The sequence below is a fragment of the Candidatus Brocadia sp. genome, assembly GCA_021646415.1.
GTDB lineage: Bacteria > Planctomycetota > Brocadiia > Brocadiales > Brocadiaceae > Brocadia.
Genome location: SOEU01000017.1, coordinates 30,520 through 52,174 on the forward strand (window position 1 = coordinate 30,520; position 21,655 = coordinate 52,174).

The 21,655-nt window shown below is 40.6% G+C and carries 20 protein-coding genes and 1 pseudogene; 9 read left to right on the forward strand and 12 right to left on the reverse strand.

Annotated elements, in window-relative coordinates; genetic code table 11:
* A complete protein-coding gene (locus E3K36_13130; GenBank protein MCF6156155.1) occupies window positions 1-2,325 on the reverse strand; it encodes a hypothetical protein in 2,325 nt (774 codons plus the stop codon).
* Window positions 2,326-2,841: 516 nt separating this feature from the next.
* Here E3K36_13130 and E3K36_13135 point away from each other — a divergent pair.
* Window positions 2,842-3,138, forward strand: a complete 297-nt coding sequence (locus E3K36_13135) for a hypothetical protein (GenBank protein MCF6156156.1) — start codon at window positions 2,842-2,844, stop codon at window positions 3,136-3,138.
* Window positions 3,139-3,492: 354 nt separating this feature from the next.
* Complete coding sequence (locus E3K36_13140; protein ID MCF6156157.1) at window positions 3,493-4,227, forward strand: hypothetical protein; 735 nt, start codon at window positions 3,493-3,495, stop codon at window positions 4,225-4,227.
* Here the strand turns inward: E3K36_13140 and E3K36_13145 are convergent.
* Complete coding sequence (locus E3K36_13145; GenBank protein MCF6156158.1) at window positions 4,215-4,874, reverse strand: IS630 family transposase; 660 nt, start codon at window positions 4,872-4,874, stop codon at window positions 4,215-4,217. The genes E3K36_13140 and E3K36_13145 overlap by 13 nt on opposite strands.
* Complete coding sequence (locus tag E3K36_13150; GenBank protein ID MCF6156159.1) at window positions 4,874-5,317, reverse strand: helix-turn-helix domain-containing protein; 444 nt, start codon at window positions 5,315-5,317, stop codon at window positions 4,874-4,876. Before E3K36_13150 ends, E3K36_13145 begins: the two co-directional genes overlap by 1 nt.
* Window positions 5,318-5,371: 54 nt before the next feature.
* On the opposite strand from E3K36_13150, the gene E3K36_13155 reads away from it, so the two are divergent.
* From E3K36_13155 to E3K36_13165, 3 genes are all read left to right on the forward strand, one after another.
* Entirely contained in the window at window positions 5,372-5,746 is a 375-nt protein-coding gene (locus E3K36_13155; protein MCF6156160.1) for a hypothetical protein, read from the forward strand.
* A gap of 310 nt (window positions 5,747-6,056) precedes the next feature.
* Window positions 6,057-6,482 (forward strand): XRE family transcriptional regulator, encoded by a 426-nt coding sequence (locus E3K36_13160; GenBank protein ID MCF6156161.1) that lies wholly within the window; start codon window positions 6,057-6,059, stop codon window positions 6,480-6,482.
* A gap of 219 nt (window positions 6,483-6,701) precedes the next feature.
* A complete protein-coding gene (locus E3K36_13165) occupies window positions 6,702-7,106 on the forward strand; it encodes an ImmA/IrrE family metallo-endopeptidase (GenBank protein ID MCF6156162.1) in 405 nt (134 codons plus the stop codon).
* Between the two features lie 644 nt (window positions 7,107-7,750).
* On the opposite strand, the gene E3K36_13170 is transcribed toward E3K36_13165, so the two are convergent.
* Entirely contained in the window at window positions 7,751-8,728 is a 978-nt protein-coding gene (locus E3K36_13170; GenBank protein MCF6156163.1) for a hypothetical protein, read from the reverse strand.
* A 435-nt stretch (window positions 8,729-9,163) separates the two neighbouring features.
* On the opposite strand from E3K36_13170, the gene E3K36_13175 reads away from it, so the two are divergent.
* Both E3K36_13175 and E3K36_13180 read left to right on the forward strand, forming a co-directional pair.
* The gene (locus E3K36_13175) at window positions 9,164-10,411 is read left to right on the forward strand and encodes a hypothetical protein (GenBank protein ID MCF6156164.1); all 1,248 of its coding nucleotides are present in this window, start codon (window positions 9,164-9,166) and stop codon (window positions 10,409-10,411) included.
* A 10-nt stretch (window positions 10,412-10,421) separates the two neighbouring features.
* Window positions 10,422-11,126 (forward strand): RNA ligase partner protein, encoded by a 705-nt coding sequence (locus E3K36_13180; protein MCF6156165.1) that lies wholly within the window; start codon window positions 10,422-10,424, stop codon window positions 11,124-11,126.
* A gap of 101 nt (window positions 11,127-11,227) precedes the next feature.
* Here the strand turns inward: E3K36_13180 and E3K36_13185 are convergent, their stop codons facing one another.
* Window positions 11,228-12,346 (reverse strand): RNA ligase, encoded by a 1,119-nt coding sequence (locus tag E3K36_13185; GenBank protein MCF6156166.1) that lies wholly within the window; start codon window positions 12,344-12,346, stop codon window positions 11,228-11,230.
* Between the two features lie 276 nt (window positions 12,347-12,622).
* Between E3K36_13185 and E3K36_13190 the strand changes: the two genes are divergently transcribed.
* Window positions 12,623-14,095: a potassium transporter TrkA gene (locus tag E3K36_13190; GenBank protein ID MCF6156167.1), complete on the forward strand. Its 1,473-nt coding sequence runs from the start codon at window positions 12,623-12,625 to the stop codon at window positions 14,093-14,095.
* 197 nt (window positions 14,096-14,292) lie between these two features.
* On the opposite strand, the pseudogene E3K36_13195 reads toward E3K36_13190, so the two are convergent.
* Window positions 14,293-14,613, reverse strand: a pseudogene (locus E3K36_13195) (hypothetical protein).
* Between E3K36_13195 and E3K36_13200 the strand changes: the two are divergent.
* Window positions 14,600-15,133: a hypothetical protein gene (locus E3K36_13200; GenBank protein MCF6156168.1), complete on the forward strand. Its 534-nt coding sequence runs from the start codon at window positions 14,600-14,602 to the stop codon at window positions 15,131-15,133. The pseudogene E3K36_13195 and the gene E3K36_13200 sit on opposite strands and share 14 nt — an antisense overlap.
* A 200-nt stretch (window positions 15,134-15,333) precedes the next feature.
* Here E3K36_13200 and E3K36_13205 read toward each other — a convergent pair whose 3' ends face one another.
* The 6 genes from E3K36_13205 to E3K36_13230 all read right to left on the reverse strand — a co-directional run bounded on the left by E3K36_13205 (window position 15,334) and on the right by E3K36_13230 (window position 21,631).
* Window positions 15,334-16,389: a GNAT family N-acetyltransferase gene (locus tag E3K36_13205; GenBank protein MCF6156169.1), complete on the reverse strand. Its 1,056-nt coding sequence runs from the start codon at window positions 16,387-16,389 to the stop codon at window positions 15,334-15,336.
* Between the two features lie 421 nt (window positions 16,390-16,810).
* Entirely contained in the window at window positions 16,811-18,043 is a 1,233-nt protein-coding gene (fabF, locus tag E3K36_13210; protein ID MCF6156170.1) for a beta-ketoacyl-[acyl-carrier-protein] synthase II, read from the reverse strand.
* Window positions 18,040-18,294 (reverse strand): acyl carrier protein, encoded by a 255-nt coding sequence (locus E3K36_13215; GenBank protein ID MCF6156171.1) that lies wholly within the window; start codon window positions 18,292-18,294, stop codon window positions 18,040-18,042. The genes fabF and E3K36_13215 overlap by 4 nt, the downstream gene beginning before the upstream one ends.
* Window positions 18,295-18,686: 392 nt before the next feature.
* Window positions 18,687-19,658, reverse strand: a complete 972-nt coding sequence (locus tag E3K36_13220) for a hypothetical protein (GenBank protein MCF6156172.1) — start codon at window positions 19,656-19,658, stop codon at window positions 18,687-18,689.
* 93 nt (window positions 19,659-19,751) lie between these two features.
* A complete protein-coding gene (locus tag E3K36_13225) occupies window positions 19,752-20,519 on the reverse strand; it encodes a hypothetical protein (protein ID MCF6156173.1) in 768 nt (255 codons plus the stop codon).
* The gene (locus E3K36_13230) at window positions 20,519-21,631 is read right to left on the reverse strand and encodes a hypothetical protein (protein MCF6156174.1); all 1,113 of its coding nucleotides are present in this window, start codon (window positions 21,629-21,631) and stop codon (window positions 20,519-20,521) included. Before E3K36_13230 ends, E3K36_13225 begins: the two co-directional genes overlap by 1 nt.
* Window positions 21,632-21,655: the final 24 nt, after the last annotated feature.

The window sequence follows — 21,655 nt, forward strand, 5'->3', positions numbered from 1 at the left end:
TTAGCTTTCTGTCTTTTTGCTTTCGGTGTCTTTTGTAATTTCATGCCCTTCCTTTGGAAGTACTTCAAACATGCTCTTGATTGACTCGGTGAAGGGTTTAAAAGGGACCGAATGAATTTCTGGATTTGAGTATGTGCCTTTGATTTCTACCATTGTTAGCTGTTTTCGCACGCCACCCACCACTAAATCAAAAAACTTTCCCACAATAGGAAGTTGAGAAAATAAACCTTTGTTGAATCCGGCAACAACATCAATATGAATATTACCGTCAAAATTAATATTTCCGCGACCATCGAGTTCTATTGTATCGCTATAGACCCTTCCTTCCTCAATATGAATTATGCCATCTTTGACGATAAACTTTGCCTTTGCACTGTGAAAACTTTCTTTTTTGGATAAACTGACGTTAAGAAAGTTAAAAACGCTTAGGAGGATAGGAACCTCAGTGAGATACCCTTCACTTACATTGATTTGCCCCTCAGCGTGAAAATTTTTGGGATCTGTGCCGTTTCCCTGGAATTTTATGTTACCGTTGAGTGACCCGGACAACGAACTTTCTGTTTTTGTGACCTTTTGAGCCAGTTCTTCCAGTGCGACCCTTGAAAAAATTAATTCCCCATTGTATTGATGCGGGTCAGTGTCTGTCTGGATTGATAGGGTCCCTTCTACATGCCCCCCACAGCATTTAGCGTCAATGTGTTTGCTGGAAAATCCTCTTTTATTGAGTTCTAGCCTTCCTGCCATCCCCCAGAGAGGGATCTTATATGTGCCAGCAGTAATCTCGCAATCCTTGAGGTTGATCTCTATAGTGTAGTCATCGTTCTTCTTTTCGCCAAAACCCTGAAAATTGGCGCGAATATCTACCTTCCCTGCCGGGTGCAAATTAGTCCAAAGCTTTTCGCCAATTTCCTTGCTGGGAAGATCTTTCAAAAAGGACTCTGTGATGGACAGGTGCGGGGCATGGAAATTGAATATCTTTCGACCGCTATTCATATCGTAAACGCCATTCATTTCAGTAAAAACAGACTGATCCCCACGTTGGATAAGACCACTGGCATTTTTGAACACAATGATGTTATTGGCTAGCTTGAACTCTCCATTCACATACGAGATAGGCCGGGAAAAATCCGGAGGTTTTATTTCTAATCCCTTGCAATTCACCGTCAGGAAATAATTACGTTCCTGATTTTCTCCTTCGTTGTGTTGAAGAGTCAGTCCCACTAAACCCGTTGGCTGTGCTTTTGACCATACCTGTTCGCCGAATTCGGGTATATTTTTTAACAATTCCTGATTTACATATAAATTAGGAATCGTTACTACAAAGGTCTTTTGAGGACCGTAGAGATCAAATTCTCCTTTGAATTCAGCCTGAGAGGTATAGTTTCCACACTTGAGATAACCCACAATCCCCTTCAGATACAGCTTTTCTGGATTCAGTTCTACCTCGCCATTCAGATTATAAATCAGAATCGGCCAATCTTTATACATAGCCTCCAGTCCGTTGAGGTTGATGTTGATTCCATAGTCCATCTTTTTTTGCTGATCCTGATTATTAAAACTCGCGTTACAGGATACACTGACATTTCCCATGGGTTTATAATCGTTCCAGAGCATTCTGCCGATGTATGGAAATCTGTTACAAAACTCCTCATTCATTATAATGCTATTCGCATAGACCTCAACGTCAAGTCTGGGGATATCCGGATAAAGCCTCATGGTAAATGAGTGATTCCCCAAAAATTTATCATTGATGTATCCTTTGATCAGAAGGTCTTTAAAAGAGCCTGCATAAGGGAGAAACGTGATATCAATTCCTGATACCTTGATTTCCGGGCTATTTGTCTGAGGATTTTCCTTGATATGGATCTTCAAGTCCCGGACCTCAATACCTTGCCTTAATGCGTCCATATAGGCCGGTATTTTCAGATTATCAAAGTTTGTCTTGATGGTGTTAAGGAGTGACCAAATGTCTGTTGGCTTTTCTACGGTCAATTCCGGGGAAATAATGACTGCATTACTAATATTGAGTTGGCCTTTTATAAGGCTTTGTGGGTCATGTTTTAATACGATCTTGGGGATTTTAAGAGATTTGCCTTGTATATCCTTAATTGTACCAACAAATGAGAGGTTATCGATAGTAATCCCTTCTAAAAAATCCATATGCGCATGATCAATTTCAGTATCTCCAAAATCTCTCAGCATGCCTAACAAACGGTTCTTTATTGCTTCATCAGAGGTTGCCCGTTTGACAAGGATGTAACTAGCTGCTGTTATTCCGATTACAAAACCGACAATGATCGAGATAATAATTACTGTCTTTTTCATTAAATATATTTTCTCTTTTTCCGATTAATAAATAATAATTGCTACAATTTTCTTAAGGTTACTGTTATTACGGATTTATTTCAAGTGTAAATTTCTAAATAGGTTAAAACATGTCGAGGCAATTCATAAATTGCCCCTGCATATTTTATCCAGGAATCGTTTTTGTGCCTTTTTGAGTAACTCCTTGAAAAAAAATATCTTTGATAGCTCCGTTAGGAGCGGTGCGGTATGTTAATAGAAATACAATTACACCAAGGTCAAGCTCCGTAGGAGCGATATATTGTTTATACGTTTTATATGTCGTTCCTCTGGAGCTTTTAATAGATTTGATACTTTAAGCTATTAATATTTCACCCCTACGGGGTTAATTTTCAAAAACTAGAGTGTTATAGTATTACTCAATAAAAACTTCTTTTTTTATGAAGTTTTTTACCTGCCCTTTTTCCCCTCCTTGCAAAGGAGGGGAAGAGGGACGGTTATAACTTGACGTTATTTTTATAATTTTAGGGATGGATTATGAATATCGGGCGGATATGGATATATGTATTTGTATGTGCTGTGGCACTGGCAAATATCAGTAGCATTGTGAAAGGTGGAACTGACGACTGTCTGATTTCCTCCAGGAAAAGCACGATAACCATGTATACCAAAGAAGGCAAGTTACAGGAACGCATCGTCATCAGGAATAACCAAATAACCGTGTATGATAGGCGTGGCAAGATAAAGAACCGCGCAGTTGTCAGGGATGGACGGATAACTTTGTATAGTAAGGAAGGTGCAGTAACGGGTAGGGTGGTAATTGAAAATGATTAAATCAGGGTACCTCTAGCAGCGACTTTACTGGCCTTCGTCGATTCAATCTTGCAGATTGGACCAGTTGCGAGCAACGAAAATGGTATTGTAGGCAATGCTACGCTTTCGTACGCAGTTTGACATCCTATTTGTGCTTGATATAATGCGCAATGTTTTGTTACCGGATCCTTAAAAGCATGTTGTAAACAATAAAAGGGAGAGAGCAAAATGACAGAAGAAATACATTTGGGTGCGTATGAATATTTTAAAAGAGTTATGCATATTGTTAAGCACAATATTAAGCAAGCCTGTAAAAAACGATCCAATAATCCACAAATATAAACCCGTTAAATTGTATTAATGGAAAGGATTTCAATGATGACTGACTGGTTCATTCCGGAAATGGAGGAGTTTGAAACGCAGCGAGCCCTTTTAAATCTGAACCTGAATAAAGCCATTCGTTATTACCGTGAACTGGTGGTGCCGGGTATCGGAGGAGTTTGGTTTGTTCGTCAGATGTCATGGGCGGTTGCCGGAATTCAACTTGTACAAGAGATAAATAGCTTTGGGCCGGTAAAAATTGCCAATGCGATTGAGGCTCTGGCATGTAAGCTGGTGTGGGAGCAGGATCAGAATCAAGGTGTGCGCGGTAAAAGAGCCTTTAATAAATATCGGGATGCACGGAGTTTTAAGGAGATTTCACAACCCAAGTATTATGTACGTATTCCGTATCGGTCATCAACTGTTCGCGCTCTTTCCGGTCTTGGATTAACTAGGGGGACGCGGTTTAATTCAATGGAATTGGAACCGAACGGGTTGGTGCTGGCGGAAGCCTTTTTAAACCAGAAAAAAGGTGGGCAAGGAGGTAAAAGTGTCCGAAATGCAATTACAGACTGGATTGGTGGGGATGAAATAGGAAAAGGAAATATTGTTGATGGTTTATGGAGAGATGGTGTAACAGGTGAAGAAAAACAAATTTCCCGGGATCGCCTTAGGGCAGATTCAAAAGATTCTTTGGCAGATAGAGGGCGCAGGGCACGCTTAATTGAAGCATTTGGTAATTGCGACGAACTAAATCTAGTACTAAGACATATTAGTTATGATACATAATGCCTGGATAGTTTATCATCAGCATCTTGTCGGGTAAACTTCCATTCGATCTTGGTCTTAGTTTGATTACGGCGATGCTGCCAGGCGGCTACTTCGGATCTCAGTATCGCTTCGCTGGGCAGTCTGCCTCCGATGCACTGTCTATCCATAACTCCTATTTCAATTTCTGCCATATTCAACCAGCTGGCGTGTTTCGGTGTGTAGTGAAACTCCACCCTCGCCAACATCCGTTCCGCACGCTCGACACCCAAGACCTCCTCAAAACTCTTGCGGAAATGAGTGTTCAGATTGTCCATCACCAGATGAATCTTCTGTGCTCCGGCATAGACCTTTTCTACCAATTGGCCTATGAACCGAACAAAATCAGGCTTGGTGCGACGGGCTGTCACCTTCGCTTGGCGGTGTCCTCCCTTTGGCTCGACTGCCAGGAAGATGTTGCGCGTTCCGGTGCGCCGGTATTCGTAATCCTCCTTCGTTGGCGCACCCGGCCTGACCACAATCGGTGTCCGGGTCTGTTGTAAAAGCTGTTTGCTTTTCTCGTCCACACAGATCACCGGTTCCTCTTCCCGATAGGGCCGTGCATAAAGCTCCAACAGATCATACATCCTTTGTCGATACTCCGCGGTGATTTTGCCAATACACCACATCAACTTGCGCCAGGGCTTGCAGTCGTTTTTTTTAGAAATCGGCGAATGCTTTCACGGCTGATATTTTTCAGATTGGGACGCCGACGCGCTGCCTTGGTAAGCAACCGGATCGTCCAACGCTTTGCACCCTTCGGAGGCTTACTACATGCCAAAGCTACAACTTCGGCTTGCTGATCAGTTCCGTATTGCCGTGGTTGCCCAGGACGAGCCACATCATACACAGCATAATCCAACCCCTTCTCTACATAAGCCGAACGCGTGCGCCAAATGGCGGTGCGTCCAACACCCAGAACCTGCATGATGAGCGATTCAGGCACTTTTTCATCTAATGCTAATAAAATGTGCGCCCGGTTGATTTCCCTGGCCATGTGCTGCCCCTTCGAACGAAAGGCCTTCAGTTCCGCCTTATCCTCTTCGGTAAGATGTATTTCGGTTTGTCTCATACATCATATTATATGTTCCGTTATTAAAAAGTCAATATACTAGTATTCAACAACGTGTTTGCGTGGGAAGGTGCAGTTGCGGTTGCAAAGCTAACTGATGCAGGACGGGTTGGCTCACATAGGTTCATTACATGTGCTCCTAAAAAAGGTGTTGCTACTTCCAACTTTCTTTGCTTCTACTTTCTTACAAAAGAAGGACTTGCCAAGCTCGGAGAGGCTTCACCCGGTGGTGCTGGCCGTAACAGAACTTTAGGCATAGAAGCCCTCAGCAAAATTAATGTTCCTGTATTACAATATGAGAAACAAATTTGGTTTGATAACCTGCTGAAGAAGGTAGGCGTTATAAAATGTCTTCAGAATGAGACTGAAGCCGAGCTTAATGCACTGCTGTCATCTGTCCTTGACAAGGCGTTTAACAGAGCGTTATGAACGGATTCTATTAATAGACAAGTATTTTTGTAAATATAAATATTGAAGAATATCTCTTAAGATTGTAAGTTAACTTTTGTCATAGTTAGCATTTACTCTATTTTATCAAACTACAAATATTTCAAATCCCTTATCGCGTAATGTATAGGTTCTATTCATCTCGGATTCATAAGAAAGTGCCTCTACAACATAAATCTTCGTCAGCTAGAAACTCAAATCTTTGGTTAATAATTGTTAATTGATCCACACCTATATTTTACTCTAAAAAAGGCGTAATATTTAATTAATTTTTAAAAAATAAGTACTTATAATGCGTAAAGATTACGCCAATGCATGGCGTAATATTAGAAATTCGGAAGGTTTAAAAGAAAGGAAGGAGGAGAAAATGGCAAATTTTGGTAAAGCCCTCAAGGAAGCCAGAATAGCCAAAAAAGTAACCCTTAGGGAGGTGGGTGAATATATTGGGAAATCGATTGGGTATATTGCGGATATTGAGCATGGAAGGAAACGTCCACCCGACCTCGAAACAGTCAGTAAAATTGAAAATTTTCTTGGCATAAAAGATGGTTTTCTTGTGAATTTGGCTAGAGAAATTCGAAATAGGGTTTCGTTAGATTTTTCTCGGAAACTAAAGATGGATCCTAAATTATCGACTATTCTATTACGAGCTGAAAAACTTTCAGATGATAAAAAAGATCAATTATTAGAAACTATCATGAAAATGGAGGAAAAATAATTGGCTAGACGTCTTATTCCTGCTAAACCAAGAAGTAGCGCCGAAATTGAAAGGCTTGCGTTAGCCATTATCAAAAGCTACCAGCCATAAGTTCTCAATAACGAAAAGTATTTCGATGTTGAGCGTTTTTTCGATTGTGAGTTAGAAGCTCTCACTGGGGTTAAAATTGACTATCAACCGTTGGAATATGGAATTTATGGGTACACGGATTCCAATACGATGGTTTCCGTAATCTCCTGTGATTTGGTTGAAGAACCTCGACAAAAATATTTTTGCCGTTCGACTATGGCTCATGAAATAGGACATGCTATTTTACATGTTTCAGATTATAAAAGGGCAAAAGCCATTCTAAAGTCAATACATAATAAAGACCACATTTTACGAATGTATTACGAGAAAGAATTAAAGCCATACATGAACCCAGAATGGCAGGCATGGCGATTTGCAGGTGCTTTATTAATGCCAGCTCCTGCAATAAAAGAGGCTACTATGGAAGGAAATGGTATTTATAATATGTCGCAAAGATTTGGAGTTAATTCAGCTTTTGTAAAAAGTAGGTTAAAAACTTTAACAAAAATATTACCAATAAATAAGGGGGCATCTGGCAATGCCCCCTTATTGTAATTAGCGGACCATATTTTCGATCAGGAGCACGAACAATATGGTAAATTTTCTGCACAGGGCAGAAAACCGGCCGCTTTCGTGATGTTAACGCATAGTAATAATGATGTCATGTAACCGGAATGTCAAGAAAAAAATGCTCCTATATAGGAGACTTGTATGGCTGAAGATATTAGCCGCAAGCATCGCCGAGTCATCGGGTACATTTTCCGTCCTTGGATTACCAGGAGAGATGGTACTCGAGACTATGCGCGCGACCATGGCTTCAAAGCCTGGCGTATACCAATTTACTTTTGCGGGTAAATTGGTAGTTATAATGTGGGACAGGCCCGGTTGCTTTTGCCGCCGGGTCTACCCCGCTTGGGAACTAAAGTAGGGTGTTTGCTTTTTAGGTAAGTTTAGAAAGAACTCTTAAGCAAGTAAGTTAATTATTAATTGGGACCAACATTTTATCTGCAAGAAAACAATGCAATATTACAGATAGCAAACTTTGAAAGTAAGTACGGATTACTCAGAAAAACAAAGCATCGACAAGACATTTGCAATTGATTGTTGGTTTTCATTTTACCCAACTCCACTTACATAACTAAACCGATGCGAACTCCCGAACATGCAGAATTTCACGGTGGTTTGTTGGTCGAATATCTTTAGGTAGGTGTTATAAACCCTTGTTCTTCCGGATTGACGTTGATAAGCTTATTTACTGCGTCCAGAACAGGTTCTCTGGAATTGTGGAATTTGGCAATGGGATTCACGATTGCAAGACCACGATAATAGGTAACAAGTCCTTCGGCGATCTCTGCCATGATCTTGTTGAAGGTATTCCGCTTCTTTGCCCTTGCAAGCTTCACCTCAGGACCTTTATCACCGGTAATTGGAATTCTTTCGTAACTACCGAAGTCCATACGCAATATATTAATCATACCACCTTGTCCGGACAATTGATTTACAATCTCAGCTGAAGGTAACGAGGCAATATAGGCCAGAGGATAGGTGTAATCTTTGTATCCTTCTTTCTGGAAATAAAAATCACTTCGAATACCCAATGTTTCAAAATAGTCTTGCACCCTTGCTAAACATTTTTTATTTACGGCCGCTTCATCTATTTCTTTGACCTGTTTGCCTGCAGTTTTCAGTCTTCCCAGGATGATAGTCGTAGCAATTACCCTGTCTTGCTGATAGGTTTTTACTTCAATCTGAATATAGTCGTTACTTACAAACTGCCATAAAAACAGACTGCATGTCCTCTCGCTATAAAAGGCCGAACCGGTAAATTTTATATTTACAGAAGATATTTCTAATTCTGGGAAGAGGATCTCTAAGGGAAGGATGATCTTGGAAACGGTCATTGCACCGGGAACAATGTTGCCTTTTCTGTGAATGAGATTGTTGTCGTTCGTTACATCAACGAAACGTTCCCCATGCTGTTTTGGGATTCTATATTCATGCTTGATTAAAAATTTATCCCACACCAGTAACCAGCGTTCGTTATGATCGTCAGTTCCTAGTGTTAAACCAGGATGCGGAGTTCGCGCCTTTGCATCTCTAAAACAGATTTTATCGGTTGAAAATCCATCAATCCTTTTTAATGGCATGGAAAATATAGGTGATTGTAATCTGCTCATAGGATATTTACCGATAAAAAAAGTGTATCTTCCCCGCTTTTTCCCGATTTTATTATGCAAACTGCCTTATGTCAAGGATATAAAAAATTTTTTTGGGATCGAAAGTAATTTCTTACGGACCAGCAGTAATAACACTGGTATTTCTGATTGCATACTTGACAAAGATTACGAGTCTAAGTATGCTAACAACATTTGACAAAACGACATACTATCATTAATCCGGAAAATATAGCGAATGAAAATGTATATAAGTAAACGATAAAAGTGTACAAATATAAAAATCTAAGTTTTGTTATCGACCATTGGGCCGTGCATAATAGTTTGAAAGAAACACGAGTAAGGTGTAAATTCTTACTATAATATGTAACTACCTTTAAGTTTTGTCTACAAAATAAATTCTTCAAGGGAAGTTTTTATAAGAAGGGAAATTCTGAAGTGATCTATAGTGTCTGTATTTTCGAAGATAGTCGGTGTTTACAATTAATTCCCTTAGTATATACAAGAGCGGCCTTTGAACTTCGATGCGGACTCTTTACCCCTTTGGAAAGGGTCGTCAGTCATCATCCCAATGCCACGATTCATCTTTTTTGTAGAGACTATTTATCCGATGTACTACAAGAACGATATCCCTACCGTATCAATGAGCCGCATACAACTGATGGTATCTGTCTTTTTTTGAACGGTCGCGCCATCCTTTCCCTTCCTATTCCTTTAGAAGGTCGGGAGGAAATGGGGATTCAGGATAATACCCTTGTTTATGCCCGACTTAAGAAGGAAAATGCAAAAAAAATATTACCCGGGATGCTTCTTTCTGGCGATCCAATTGCATTGTTAAAAGGCACAGTTCCGGTCGTTTCTACACAGGTACCCCTCATAAACTATTTTTGGGATATTGTTAAACACAACAAGTCTCAAATAGAGAAGGATTTCATGGTCTTTGTCAAGGAAGGATCCATCTTTGGCAAACTCTATGAAGGGGTTCACCTTATCAATGAAGACCAGATATTTATTGGCAAAGGCAGTCGGATTAAACCGGGCAGCGTATTTGATGCCGATGATGGGCCAATTTATATTGGTCAACACGTTACCATTGCCCCTAACACGACTATCGAGGGACCCGTTTTCATTGGCAACCATTCTGTGGTTCAATCTAATTCGAGGATCCGTGGCGGTGCAAATATTGGGGAGGTTTGCAAGATAGGAGGAGAAGTTGTAAATACAATCTTCCATAGTTACACCAACAAGCAACACGATGGATTTCTCGGCGATTCTTATATCGGTTCATGGGTTAATATGGGGGCTGATACCGTAAACAGTAACCTGCTTAACACCTATGGAGAAGTAAAAGTTGAAATCGATGGAACTATGATAAATACAAATCATATGTTCCTTGGTATGGCGATGGGAGACCACACGAAAACGGCTATCAACACAACCATCATGACGGGTAGCATCGTTGGTTTCGCTTGTAATATCATCACCTTTACCTATCCCCCAAAATATCTTCCCTCTTTTGCGTGGTATTCATATCGTGGCATGAAGGTCTATGTCTTAGAAAACGCATTACATATGGCAAAGATTGCGATGAAAAGACGGGATAAAGAAATGACTTCAGCAGAAGAACGGCTCTTCCGGTTGGTATTTCAGCTTACAGAAAAAGAAAGAAATTCCGTATTTAAATGAAAGGTCGTTTATGGAAAAGGACATTAAACGCGAACGGGTTATTATTGATACGAGTATTTTTACCAATCCGGAGGTTTACCAATCGTTTGGCGCAAGCCCAACAGAGGCATTACGCACGTTTCTGGAGATTATTGGCAATTTGGATGGGCCGGCTTTTTATATGCCGCCAACGATCTATCAGGAATTGCTCAATTTTGTTGACATAAAAGATATCCCGCCCGATCTTCAAATTCGTATAATCCAAAAACCACCAAAGCGATATGAACTGTCGGTTCCGGCATTTTTGCTGTATGAACTCATCGAGGATGTGCGTCACAGGATAGACAAGGGATTGCGGGTAGCAGAAGAAGCCATACGGAAAAGGATTAATAAGGGATTGAAGGCGGCCGAGGAGATTGAACGGAAGCGGAAGGCCTCGCTCGAGAAGTCGGTCTTTCTTTTCCCGGATGTGCGTATGACTGAAGAGATTCCACACAGAACCGAGTCGGAAGCTTTAGAGGCTATTGCTATTGCTGATCTGAGGAAAAAATATCGCGCTGCCCTCAGAGAAGGGATTATTGATAGCAAGGAGGACGTAGACCTTATTCTCCTGGCCAAGGAACTTGACGGCATACTGGTGACGGCTGATACGGGTATTGTAAAATGGGCGGATAAGCTTGGTATCCGTTACATCGACCCCCGAACATTGCGGGGTATACTCGACAAACTGATGTAGTGAGTTTGCGAAAACAATTGATGAAATTTTCACATTTTTACTCAGGACGGAATTTTCATGCCACTTCCGGATTCCCAGTGGTGGCTATAATGGTTTCTTCATTAGTCCACGTGGGCTGAACCTTCCAGGTGTTTTTGGAGGATATCATACGAGGCATAACACTTTCTTGCGAACTTCACATGCCAGTAATCACCTTCCTTGTTTTTCGATAATACATCGAACTTTACTTTGCATTTATAGAGATGATTAATCATTTTTTGTATGTTTTTTTCTTCCCGGAAACGGAGTACAAATTTTTCGTCAATGATTTCGCTTCGTGCCGCCTTGCTAACATTTTCATAGACAGGTTTTAATAATACCTCACCCAACTGAGTGAAAATTTCCGGTTTTAATGAATGCGCATGCTCGTGGATGAATATGGCCGCGCGAATAATCCGATGGGTAAAAAATTCTGATGCCATCTCCGCCATCAACGGGGCAGTGACACGAATATCACGCAGACAAGAGCTTAAGGTCACGTACTTGAGAATCTTTTCAGCGGGATGAGTTGGTTTCATTACGATTCCTTCACATCCCGTCTCGTCCAACTCTTTAATAACCTTTTTCAATGCGGGAATGTCCGATGCTGAAAACCTTCCAAACCTCTTCACGGTGGGTATATGATAAGTATCAAAAATTTCGTATCGCTTATCAACGGGGATTTTATGAGGCTTGTTCATTAGCATTAAATCAAAAGCAAAAAATCGGATGTCTTCCTTTACATAAGGGGGATGTTCGATGTTATAAGGATTATCGGGTCCGGCGAATTCGCCGCAAATGACCAGTCCCGGATTTTCATCGAATATCTTTTTTGCATCTAAAAAATCCACAATCCGATCCGTCGAAAACGGGCAGATATATGCGCCACGTGAAAAGACTATGATACGGCCCTGAATACGTGCAATCCTGACGTTATAACCATCGACTTTTTCTTCGATATAAAAGGGTTGAGTATAGGCATTGCGGATACCGTTTTCCAGATGCAATATTCGAGCAATACTTGGGAAATCAAAAATGATACCTTCCTGAGTAACGATCGATCCCCTTCTCAGTGTGTCAATTTTTTTCGTTACCCGATAATAGTCAATACCATCGAATTCATCGTGGATAGCATCGTGCTTTGCAATTGATTCCTGCCACATGGACTCTGAAATACCGACCTGTTTAACGATATCATGCATAGGTGTTGTCTTTCTTTAAATATAATATATATTAATTGTGTCGGATTTGATATGATGTTACATAAACCGGTTCCCTGATTTCAAGACAAAACTGAATTGCAGGTGAGTGCCTATCACGCTGTTCATAATACAATTCTATGTATAACTCCTATATCTGTAAAGGTTAAACGTAAGATGCGATCTGTTTTTAGTATTGACTTCCAAAAGACATAATCGTATAATGTAATGCCATTTTAATTATAACTGAAAATTCAGGTTTCATGTAAGGATGTAACAATGTATATAATTTTTGGTTGTGATGATGTCGGCGGTGCGCTGGCCAGAAATTTAAGTAAATCCGGCGAGGAGATACTTTTAATAGATAATGACGAAACCACTTTAGCAGGGCTGAAAGCCCCCAACCTTCGTACTGTCCTGGCGGATGTTCATACATTGGACTTTGACTTGTTATCAGCAAAAGATGCTATCGCCTTCATCCTCCTGCAAAAAAAATTTGAAGATAACCTGGCCCTGGCAAAGCGCATCAAGAAGTTATTTCCGGACAAATTTATCTTATCAAGGGCAACCGATGAGAAAGAAGACTCTGAATTATTAGGTAATGGCGTAGACCAAACTATTCAAACAGTTAGAATCATTACGAACGCAATCTTGTGTGAGCTGGAAACAGCAAAATTAAAAAGGTCGGTTTTTCATTTGGTTAGTATTATCAAGGAAGCGACAGGTAAAGGGTTAGCGATTTTTCTACAGGATAATCCCGACCCGGATGCAATTGCCTCAGGATTTGCGCTAAAGCGCATTGCTGAAAAATATGATATCAAATCCAATATTTATTATGGAGGAAATATTGGACATCAGCAAAATAAGACGTTGGTCAATTTATTAGAAACCGATCTTGTTCGATTAAAAAATCCGGACGAGGCGCTGAGAATAATTAATGCTGTTGATAAAGTGGCATTGATAGAGGCTTCTATTTCTTCAAAAAACAATATATTACCAACAGATATAGTTCCTAATATTGTTATTGATCATCATCAAACAGATTTTAACCTTGTAAAAGGGGAGTTTGTTGAAATATTACCAAATATTGGTGCCACCTCTACCATCATGACAAGATATCTGCGACATCTGGATATTATCCCCGATCCACCTCTTGCTACGGCGCTTCGTTATGGAATCAGGGTGGATACGTGTGGATTTACCAGAAATACGACCACCGAGGACCTTGAAGCGGCGGCTTACCTCTCGCCATTGCTGGATGTTGGTCTGTTGAACCAAATTGAAAATCCTCCCATGAGTGCGGAAACTATCGACATTATTGGAAGGACCATACGAAACCGTGAGGTCAGAGGTTCTTATCTGATATCCTTTGTGGAATTTATAACCGATCGGGATGCACTACCACAGGCAGCCGAATTAATGTTGCAGATGGAAGGTGTTTCTACCGTTCTTGTTTTTGGGATTGACAAAGACAAGGTTCAGTTATCGGCCAGAAGCGTGGATACAAGAATTAATCTTGCTTTCTTATTGCAAAAAGCATTTGGGTTTATGAATGCCGGTGGACATGCTACTATGGCTGCGGGAAGCATTGACCTTGGCATTTTTGGGGATGTAACCGATAAAAAATCGCTTTTGAGAATTACCTTTGATGCCGTTAGAAAAAAGTTTTTCTCTGCAGTAGGGATAGATATAGAAAAGCGGGAAATACCGGATGAGTTAGAATTAATGGTTAGCAACAGTACAAAGAATTAGCCGTAATAACTATTTATTATTATAGAAGGAGAAGGAATTATGGGAAGAGGGGTTTTGGGGGTAGGTTTAGTAAGTCTTACAATTTTTTTGAGTTCTTGTGTTGCCACCCAAACACAAGTAAAGGAAGCAAGGGAGCCAGAAGTAACGGTAGAAATGAAGGCAAAACCTTATGAGGAAGAAGAGAAGGCGGGAGCACCTGTTCCTGTACCAGTAGAACCATCTGTCCCAGAAACTCCAAAGGCCGCTGAGCCAGAATCTCCGAAAGTAGAAGAGCCAGAGGTTACCGTACCCGAAGTTCCAGAAGTTCCGGAAGTAGAGGCGCCAGAGGTGCCAGAGGTTACTGTACCAGAAGTTCCTGAAGCTCCGGAAGTAGAGGCGCCAGAGGTGCCAGAAGTTACTGTACCCGAAGTTCCAGAAGCTCCGGAAATAGAGGCGCCGGAGGTGCCAGAGGTTACCGTACCCGAAGTTCCAGAAGTTCCGGAAGTAGAGGCGCCAGAAGGTGCTGTGCCAGTAGTTCCAGCTCCTGAAACTATTGAACCGCCGGCAGAAGAGGTAAAACCTGCGGAACCTTCCAAAGAGCCAGAAGAAGAAAAGGCAGAGGCATTACCATTAGAAAAAGAAGAATCCAAGGCAGAGGGATTACATCAATGTGCCACTTGTAATAAAGAGGTCGGGGAAGGACATATTTGTGGTCTTACAACTTATTGTCCGCAGTGCAAGGAAGAGGTGGGCACTGGCCATATTTGTGATTTAACCTTCTTTTGCCAAGATTGTAAAAAAGAAGTTGGAGATGGTCATATCTGTGCAGTAACGACTTTTTGTTCGAATTGCGAAGAAGAAGTTGGGCCTGGTCACATCTGTGATGTAACCTATTTTTGTTATGATTGCGAGAAAGAAGTCGGAGATGAGCACATTTGCGGTGTCACCAATTTTTGTTTCACATGTAAGGCAGAAGCTGGAGAAGGACATGAATGCGGAAGGACTTACTTCTGTTTTGATTGTGAAAAGGAAGTGCCAAAGGATCATAAGCACGAATAGACTACAAAGTAATTATTTTTGTTTATCCAAGGATAAATTGAAAAAGGCATGTTTGTGAATCAAACATGCCTTTTTTGTTTCGTGATATTTTCAACGAGTGAAGTGCCATTTCGCTCCCCATCAAAAATTATTAGAAATGAATTTACAAGTAACATAGTTCGCTTTCCATGATCTGCAAAATTCTAAGTCTGTAATGTATTCTATCGAATTCCATCAACTTCTCCGTAGGAGAGGTGCCAGTTTGATGCTTCCATAATATAATTGCGGTCTATCTCATCATTTATAAGCACGCAGGCTATTTGCAAAGGTTTAATGTCTTTATGCCTTCTAAACCCGGCCACCAGCAAGTCTTTTTCCATGACGTCACCTTTTACAAGACCACAAAGTGAGAAATCAACGTCATATGCAATAAAGATCTTTAAGGCTCTTGCCAAAAGAGCGTTTGTTGCTTCTTCCCTTGAAAAGATGTCTATTATAGAGCCCACAGTTGCATCATTCCGGACTTCTACCCGCAACACAATATATCCGTAAATTTCTGTCCCTTGTTTAGCTAAAAAGATTTTAAATCCCTTGTCCTTATACCTCCAGTTCAGGTAGTCTTTGTTCCTTATAATGGTAATGCCGAAACGTTCTTTGATCCTATCCCAGAGTGCGTTTGCCCTGTCGTCGAAGTCGTAGATTTCTTCTGTTTGGTATCTATTGTCTTCTTGTATCAAAAGAGAGAAAAACATCTGGCTTAGCCTGTGGATAATATTGAGCATGAAGGAAGGGATATTGGGGAACCTCCGTTTCATTGCACTTCTCAAACTCAATCTTTTAAAAAGCTGAACAAATTCTCCAAGATTTTGATATCCAAGAAATTTCTTCCCGATCAGGTATGCCCTTTCATTAGGGAATCCAAAACCGAATAAGGGCTTGATATTAGTTGCAAGGTGGTATTTATAGAGTTCATAAAGAAACTTTATCCCCATCTTTTCAGTCGGGTCAAGCATCGTGTCAATTGCCTGGCCGCTTTTTACGGTTTTGTTTTTATATTTTACTTCAAAAGGCATGCTTGCGAAGTGACCGACAATTCTGCCGTCCTTCTCTAAAACCGTAATCCAGTCAGCAGGCGCTGTTATAGCAGGGTTTTTCTTGTACTTCCATTCCCATTCTTCAGGGGTCATCGAACTATCAAAAACCCTGTTAAAGAGATCGATTATAGACTTTTCGTCTCCTTCTCTATAAGGTCTGGCTTTAATATTTGTGTCTGCCAACTTACTTACTCCGTAAGTCTTTTATACGCGTAGATTTTGTGAAAGTAAGCGGTTTTTTGTCTTTTTACAGATGTAAACCAGAAACAAGTTGGTAGGTACCTCAATCAAGACGCCGACTACAGTTGCAAGTGGGGAACCGAAGGCAAGTCCAAAAAGTATTGTGAAAGTGGCAATAAAAATTTCAAAATGATTATTTCAACATATTATAGCAGACAGAGCTGCATCTACATAAGTAAATTTTAATGCTTTGGTAAAAATATACGTTATCCAGAAAATTAGATTTGTCTGAATAAATATGGTAAATGGTTTAATCGTCCAGTTGGAAAAAGTGTTAACCAACAGGCCTGATTGATTTATTAGTCTTCAAGACCTCAGCAAAATCAATTTTTACCATAAGAGGTTAATGATAAATGATTCTTCTCTATGAAAACTTTTTTAGGACAATGACTGCATTGTTTCCGCCAAAACCAAATGAGTTAGAAAGGGTTATATAAATATTTGCCTGTCGTGCAGTATTAGGCACATAATCAAGGTCACATTGCGGGTCGGATTCCTCATAGTTTATCGTGGGTGGGATTATAGATTCTTTAATAGCCAAGGCACAGGTTATTACCTCTATTGCGCCAGATGCTCCAAGTGTGTGCCCAATCATTGACTTTGTAGAACTGATTGGAATGGAGTAGGCTTTTTCCCTAAAAACCCTTTTTATTGAGTCCGTTTCAACGCTATCATTGAGTATTGTGGCTGTTCCATGTGCGTTGATATAGTTTACGTCACCTGAAGAAATTTGTGCGTCTTTCAGTGCTCTTTCAATAGCCTTTACCTCACCATCAATGTGAGGAAATGTTAAATGATATGCGTCATTCGTCGAACCATAACCAAGAATTTCACCATAAATCGGTGCAGACCTTTCCCGGGCGCTGCCAAGTTCCTCAAGTACCATTATACCAGCCCCTTCCCCGATGACAATGCCGTCTCTATTTTTACTAAAAGGTTTACAGGCCCTCTGCGGACAATCATTTTGGCGGGAGAGTATTCTCATTTTGTGCCACGCTGCAAAAAAGACTGGTGTAAGAGGTGCATCCACGCCTCCCGCTACCATTGCTCTTGCATACCCGTCACGAATTATTCTGTATGCCTCTCCAACGGCGTTTGCTCCAGATGCACATGCAGTAGAGATCGTATAATTGGGGCCCATGAGGCCAAAGTGCCTGGCGATGTGGCATGCACCGGCGTTAGATATTACCTTGACAATTGACATTGGGTCGACAAACTTATAACCTCTGGTAAAGAGGTCTTCGGCTGCTTTTTCCTGAGAAGAAAGACCTCCGATACTTGTGCCAAGTATCACGCCAATGTCATCTCCCATCCCTTTTTTTATCTCGAGATTGCTTTTGCTGACTGCCTGATAAGCGGCAGCGAGAGCAAATTGAGAAAACCTGTCCATCCTATCCATTTTATCATCGGTAAAAAAGTTATCAGGAGTGAAATCAGCGACTTCTCCCGCTATCTTTACCGGGAAATTTTCTCTGTGAAATCGTGTAATATTTTTTATGCCGGATTTGCCCTCAGCGATTGCGCTCCAAAAGTCTTTTATGCATGTACCAAGAGGTGTAATTGCTCCCATTCCTGTTATAACAACCCTTTTTTTCATTTGTTGCCCTTTATGTGCTTTTTTACTAACTGTACGGCACCAGAAAAACTATCTATCTCCGCTGTTTCTTCATCCGGGATGTTTATATTAAATTCCTCTTCAATGGCAGACAGAATACTCAGTGCAGACAGTGAATCTCCACCAAGCTCAGCAATACTTGATTCTTTTTTTATTTCCGTGTCTTTTACCTTTAAGACTCTTTTTATAATCTCCTTTACTTTCTGCTCGGCCTCACCAAATTTCTCTTCCATGTATCTCTCCTTCTCAATCCCTAGTTTATTCTGGTGAACTGTATTACCTTGCCCTTATTACTCACCCGTAATGTAATTTTGATGTAACGTTAAAGCCGAAAAAAACAAATTCTCGGGAAATATTCTGTAAAACTGGTAAGACGTATTTTATTATAAGCAACTGAATATTTTGTCTCAACGCCAAAATAAAGATGATTTTTAAAATGGTATGGGAAAAATAAAAAGTTTAATGATTTTATCGAAAAGTAGCAATAATGAAGGAAATAAAAACTATTTTGCAGGCATAGGGAATGCTTTGTGATACTCAGGGAATTTCACTGCAAAAAAGTGACACCGGCAATATCGTGAGTGATCAATTGAATGGTAAAACTTATTTTTGTTTGCGACGGGTATTAGTAGTTACTAACCGTTCTGGCAATAATCCTGAGGATTACGAGAATCATGCCGGTGGAAAAGAAGAATATAGTTACAAAAGTAAGCGGAATGCTGGGATTGTTTTTTGTATTGACAAGGACACCCGGTACGGAATTGATGTCTGCAAAGGCAATCTTTGCTCCATGGATATCTTTTGCGTTATTTTCTCCAATTGTCAGGAAGGTTTGTTGGTTTTCGTTGTTTTCGGCGAGAGAAATTAGTTGCACTACAGGGTAGCGATATTGCGGGGGCATGTACAAATCTGCTACGCGTACCTGAGTACCGTTTGCATTGAATGTGTCGTTGATCTTCAGGTTGCAGGTGCGATTATCTATCTTAAGAATTACACTTGATGTAATCCATCCGTAGTCCCGCATGAGGATCTCGATGATACCATGCTGCAAAAGAACAGGTCTATTGTAGCCAAGGATGTCTGAGAATTCAATTCCACCCTTTCGAACGGTAACAAATGCCTCTATTATTTTGGGCATACCATTTGGGTAAGAACTTGTCTTAAGGTCTGTAACCTTCATTTCAACACCACCCAAATCAGTCCACTCATCTGCCACAGTTACCGGTGGTTCCGTCGATGAGTAAAGTCCGCCGATGAGGTGGGCAACAAGAGTGATTACAAATCCAATATGTACCATCGATGCTCCATACAGGGTAACCTTCTTTACGCCTCCCTTCGCCTTTCTTATAATCGAGTCGAGGGTACATAAAAAGGTATTAATGCCGTAAAGAACACAGGCGAGAAACAACAGATAAAACCAGATGTGAATCGGTTTCTTATGATTGAAAAAAAAGGAAATATCTTCACCAGAGAGGCCAGCATATTGGCTGGGATAGAAACTCATGACGAGGCTTCCGATAATGAGTAATCCGGTGATTGTAAATCCAGTAAGGATGCCTACTTTTTGTGACTTAAAGATATTGTAAATTTTTTTCACTTTGAAATTGTTTCGCGACTTCTCTATTCAGACAATGGAAAAGATGTCCTGGTTGAAAATAGTATAATTGCCGAATCTAAAATAAGATTTCATTTATCTGAAGCTATGGGAACCACCGATAAAAAAACTGGTTCCTACGTATGTCATTATGAGTATTATAAATCCCACAATGGCCATAGGCGGCTTGAATCGTTTTGCCTCCTGCCAGTAATCCAGGTGCAGGCAAGTAGCGTAAAAAAACCATATAATGACAGACCAGACGACCTTTGCATCCCAGAGAAAATATGCCCCCCATGCGACATATCCCCATAAGCCCCCAAAAATCATCGAAATGGAAAAGGTAATGAGACCATATTGAAACCCGGAGTCGATAATCTGGTCATATGGTCTTTTTTCGTTTGATGTGAAATAGCGTGCTACAGCAGCAGCCATGGCGCTAACCCACAATGCATAACAAAAGAAGGAGAGGGGGACATGTAATACATACCAAATCGTAAGCATCAGTGGCGGGGCATAGCTTAATCCCTTCGGGAAAAGCGCGGCGGCGACGAAGAAGGCATATCCAACCCCGAACAAAGACATGCGATAGATACGGCTTTCTGTTCTGGCATAGATGAGCAGGATAATAAAAGTTGCAGCGGCGAAGGCACTAAACGATTCGAATTTATTGGTGAGAGGAAAATACTCTATTGATATCCCACGTAACGCAATCGTCGCAATGTGAAGAAGTACGAATCCCAATAAAACAGAGAAGCGTAATTTCCATCGTGTAAATCCGAGACCCCAATAAGTTGTATAGGCAATAAAGCAAAGCCAGTATAAACTTATCGATGTTTGGTTAAGAAATTGGGCAGTATCCATTATTGCAAGGTAATCTCTATCTTTGCCTTTTCTTTCAGGTCTTTTACCATGTTATTCATTTCAAATGCAATCATTTCTTCCCGTACTTTGTCTTTTACCTCGGAAAAACTCACATCTTTAGGAGAGGTCTTTGCAGTAACTTTTATTAAGTGATATCCAAATTCCGTTTTGACAGGATCGCTAATTTTGCCAACTTCTGTGGCAAATGCGACCTTTGCAAAATCTTCTACCATAACGCCGTGTCTGGGAAATGTACCTAGATCACCACCGGTTTTTCCTGTTGGACAGTCGGAATATTTCTTTGCCAATTCAGCAAACTCGGCTCCTTCGTCAAGTTCTTTTTTAATCGAATCTATCTTTGCCCTTGCCCTGTCTATTTCTTCCTGCGTATTCTTCCCTTTTGTGTCAACCAGTATGTGGCTTGCTGTGACGGTCTCGCCATTAAAATTGCCGATATTCTTTATAAAGTATTCTTCCATCCTTTTCTCATCGACATTTTTGGAGACGTAGTTTTCGATTGCCGCCGACATATTGATTGCGGTTTTTAATTCATCAATGTTGCTGCCTTGAAACTCTAAGAACTGTTCTAGCGTTTTGTCCTTCGTTGCGGGATTCTTTTTGATGTTATCCCGCATCTTGGCAATCTCTTTATCTACGATTTCATTGGAAACACTCAATTTCTTTTCTACAACAAATTGTCTTAACACACTTTGTGTGACAAGTTGATCGGTGATTTGCTGTTCCATGGAAGGTAACGCAGCTGGATTTACATGATTTTTGAACCGATCCAGAATTTTGTCAAGGTCTTTGCGGAGAATTTTTTCGTTATTGATGGTGGCAATTACTTTGTTCGGATCAGGTTTTTCCTTTTTGCCATGTACACTGCCCATGCCGTGTCCACCGTAACCACTGTCTTCCGATGTCAGTCCTAACCCATGCATTTTTTCCTTGTCACCCTGGTTGAAGTTAACATCCTTGTGTATCTTCGCAAAATCTTGTTCTGTCGTCTGACTGCTTAATTGAGGGTTGCCCGGTTCATTTTCCCTGCAGCCGCAAACGGATAATACAAGTAAACTTGAAAAAAACACAAAAACAGTAATTCCTTTGATCATAACTACTCCTTAATGAAAAATAAT

Excerpts from the sequence above, each read along its gene's own strand:
- E3K36_13130 (MCF6156155.1), bottom strand. The coding sequence starts at position 2,325 with ATGAAAAAGACAGTAATTATTATCTCGATCATTGTCGGTTTTGTAATC.
- E3K36_13135 (MCF6156156.1), top strand. The coding sequence starts at position 2,842 with ATGAATATCGGGCGGATATGGATATATGTATTTGTATGTGCTGTGGCA.
- E3K36_13140 (MCF6156157.1), top strand. The coding sequence starts at position 3,493 with ATGATGACTGACTGGTTCATTCCGGAAATGGAGGAGTTTGAAACGCAG.
- E3K36_13145 (MCF6156158.1), bottom strand. The coding sequence starts at position 4,874 with ATGTGGTGTATTGGCAAAATCACCGCGGAGTATCGACAAAGGATGTAT.
- E3K36_13150 (MCF6156159.1), bottom strand. The coding sequence starts at position 5,317 with ATGAGACAAACCGAAATACATCTTACCGAAGAGGATAAGGCGGAACTG.
- E3K36_13160 (MCF6156161.1), top strand. The coding sequence starts at position 6,057 with ATGCGTAAAGATTACGCCAATGCATGGCGTAATATTAGAAATTCGGAA.
- E3K36_13165 (MCF6156162.1), top strand. The coding sequence starts at position 6,702 with ATGGTTTCCGTAATCTCCTGTGATTTGGTTGAAGAACCTCGACAAAAA.
- E3K36_13170 (MCF6156163.1), bottom strand. The coding sequence starts at position 8,728 with ATGAGCAGATTACAATCACCTATATTTTCCATGCCATTAAAAAGGATT.
- E3K36_13180 (MCF6156165.1), top strand. The coding sequence starts at position 10,422 with ATGGAAAAGGACATTAAACGCGAACGGGTTATTATTGATACGAGTATT.
- E3K36_13185 (MCF6156166.1), bottom strand. The coding sequence starts at position 12,346 with ATGCATGATATCGTTAAACAGGTCGGTATTTCAGAGTCCATGTGGCAG.
- E3K36_13190 (MCF6156167.1), top strand. The coding sequence starts at position 12,623 with ATGTATATAATTTTTGGTTGTGATGATGTCGGCGGTGCGCTGGCCAGA.
- fabF (MCF6156170.1), bottom strand. The coding sequence starts at position 18,043 with ATGAAAAAAAGGGTTGTTATAACAGGAATGGGAGCAATTACACCTCTT.
- E3K36_13215 (MCF6156171.1), bottom strand. The coding sequence starts at position 18,294 with ATGGAAGAGAAATTTGGTGAGGCCGAGCAGAAAGTAAAGGAGATTATA.
- E3K36_13225 (MCF6156173.1), bottom strand. The coding sequence starts at position 20,519 with ATGGATACTGCCCAATTTCTTAACCAAACATCGATAAGTTTATACTGG.
- E3K36_13230 (MCF6156174.1), bottom strand. The coding sequence starts at position 21,631 with ATGATCAAAGGAATTACTGTTTTTGTGTTTTTTTCAAGTTTACTTGTA.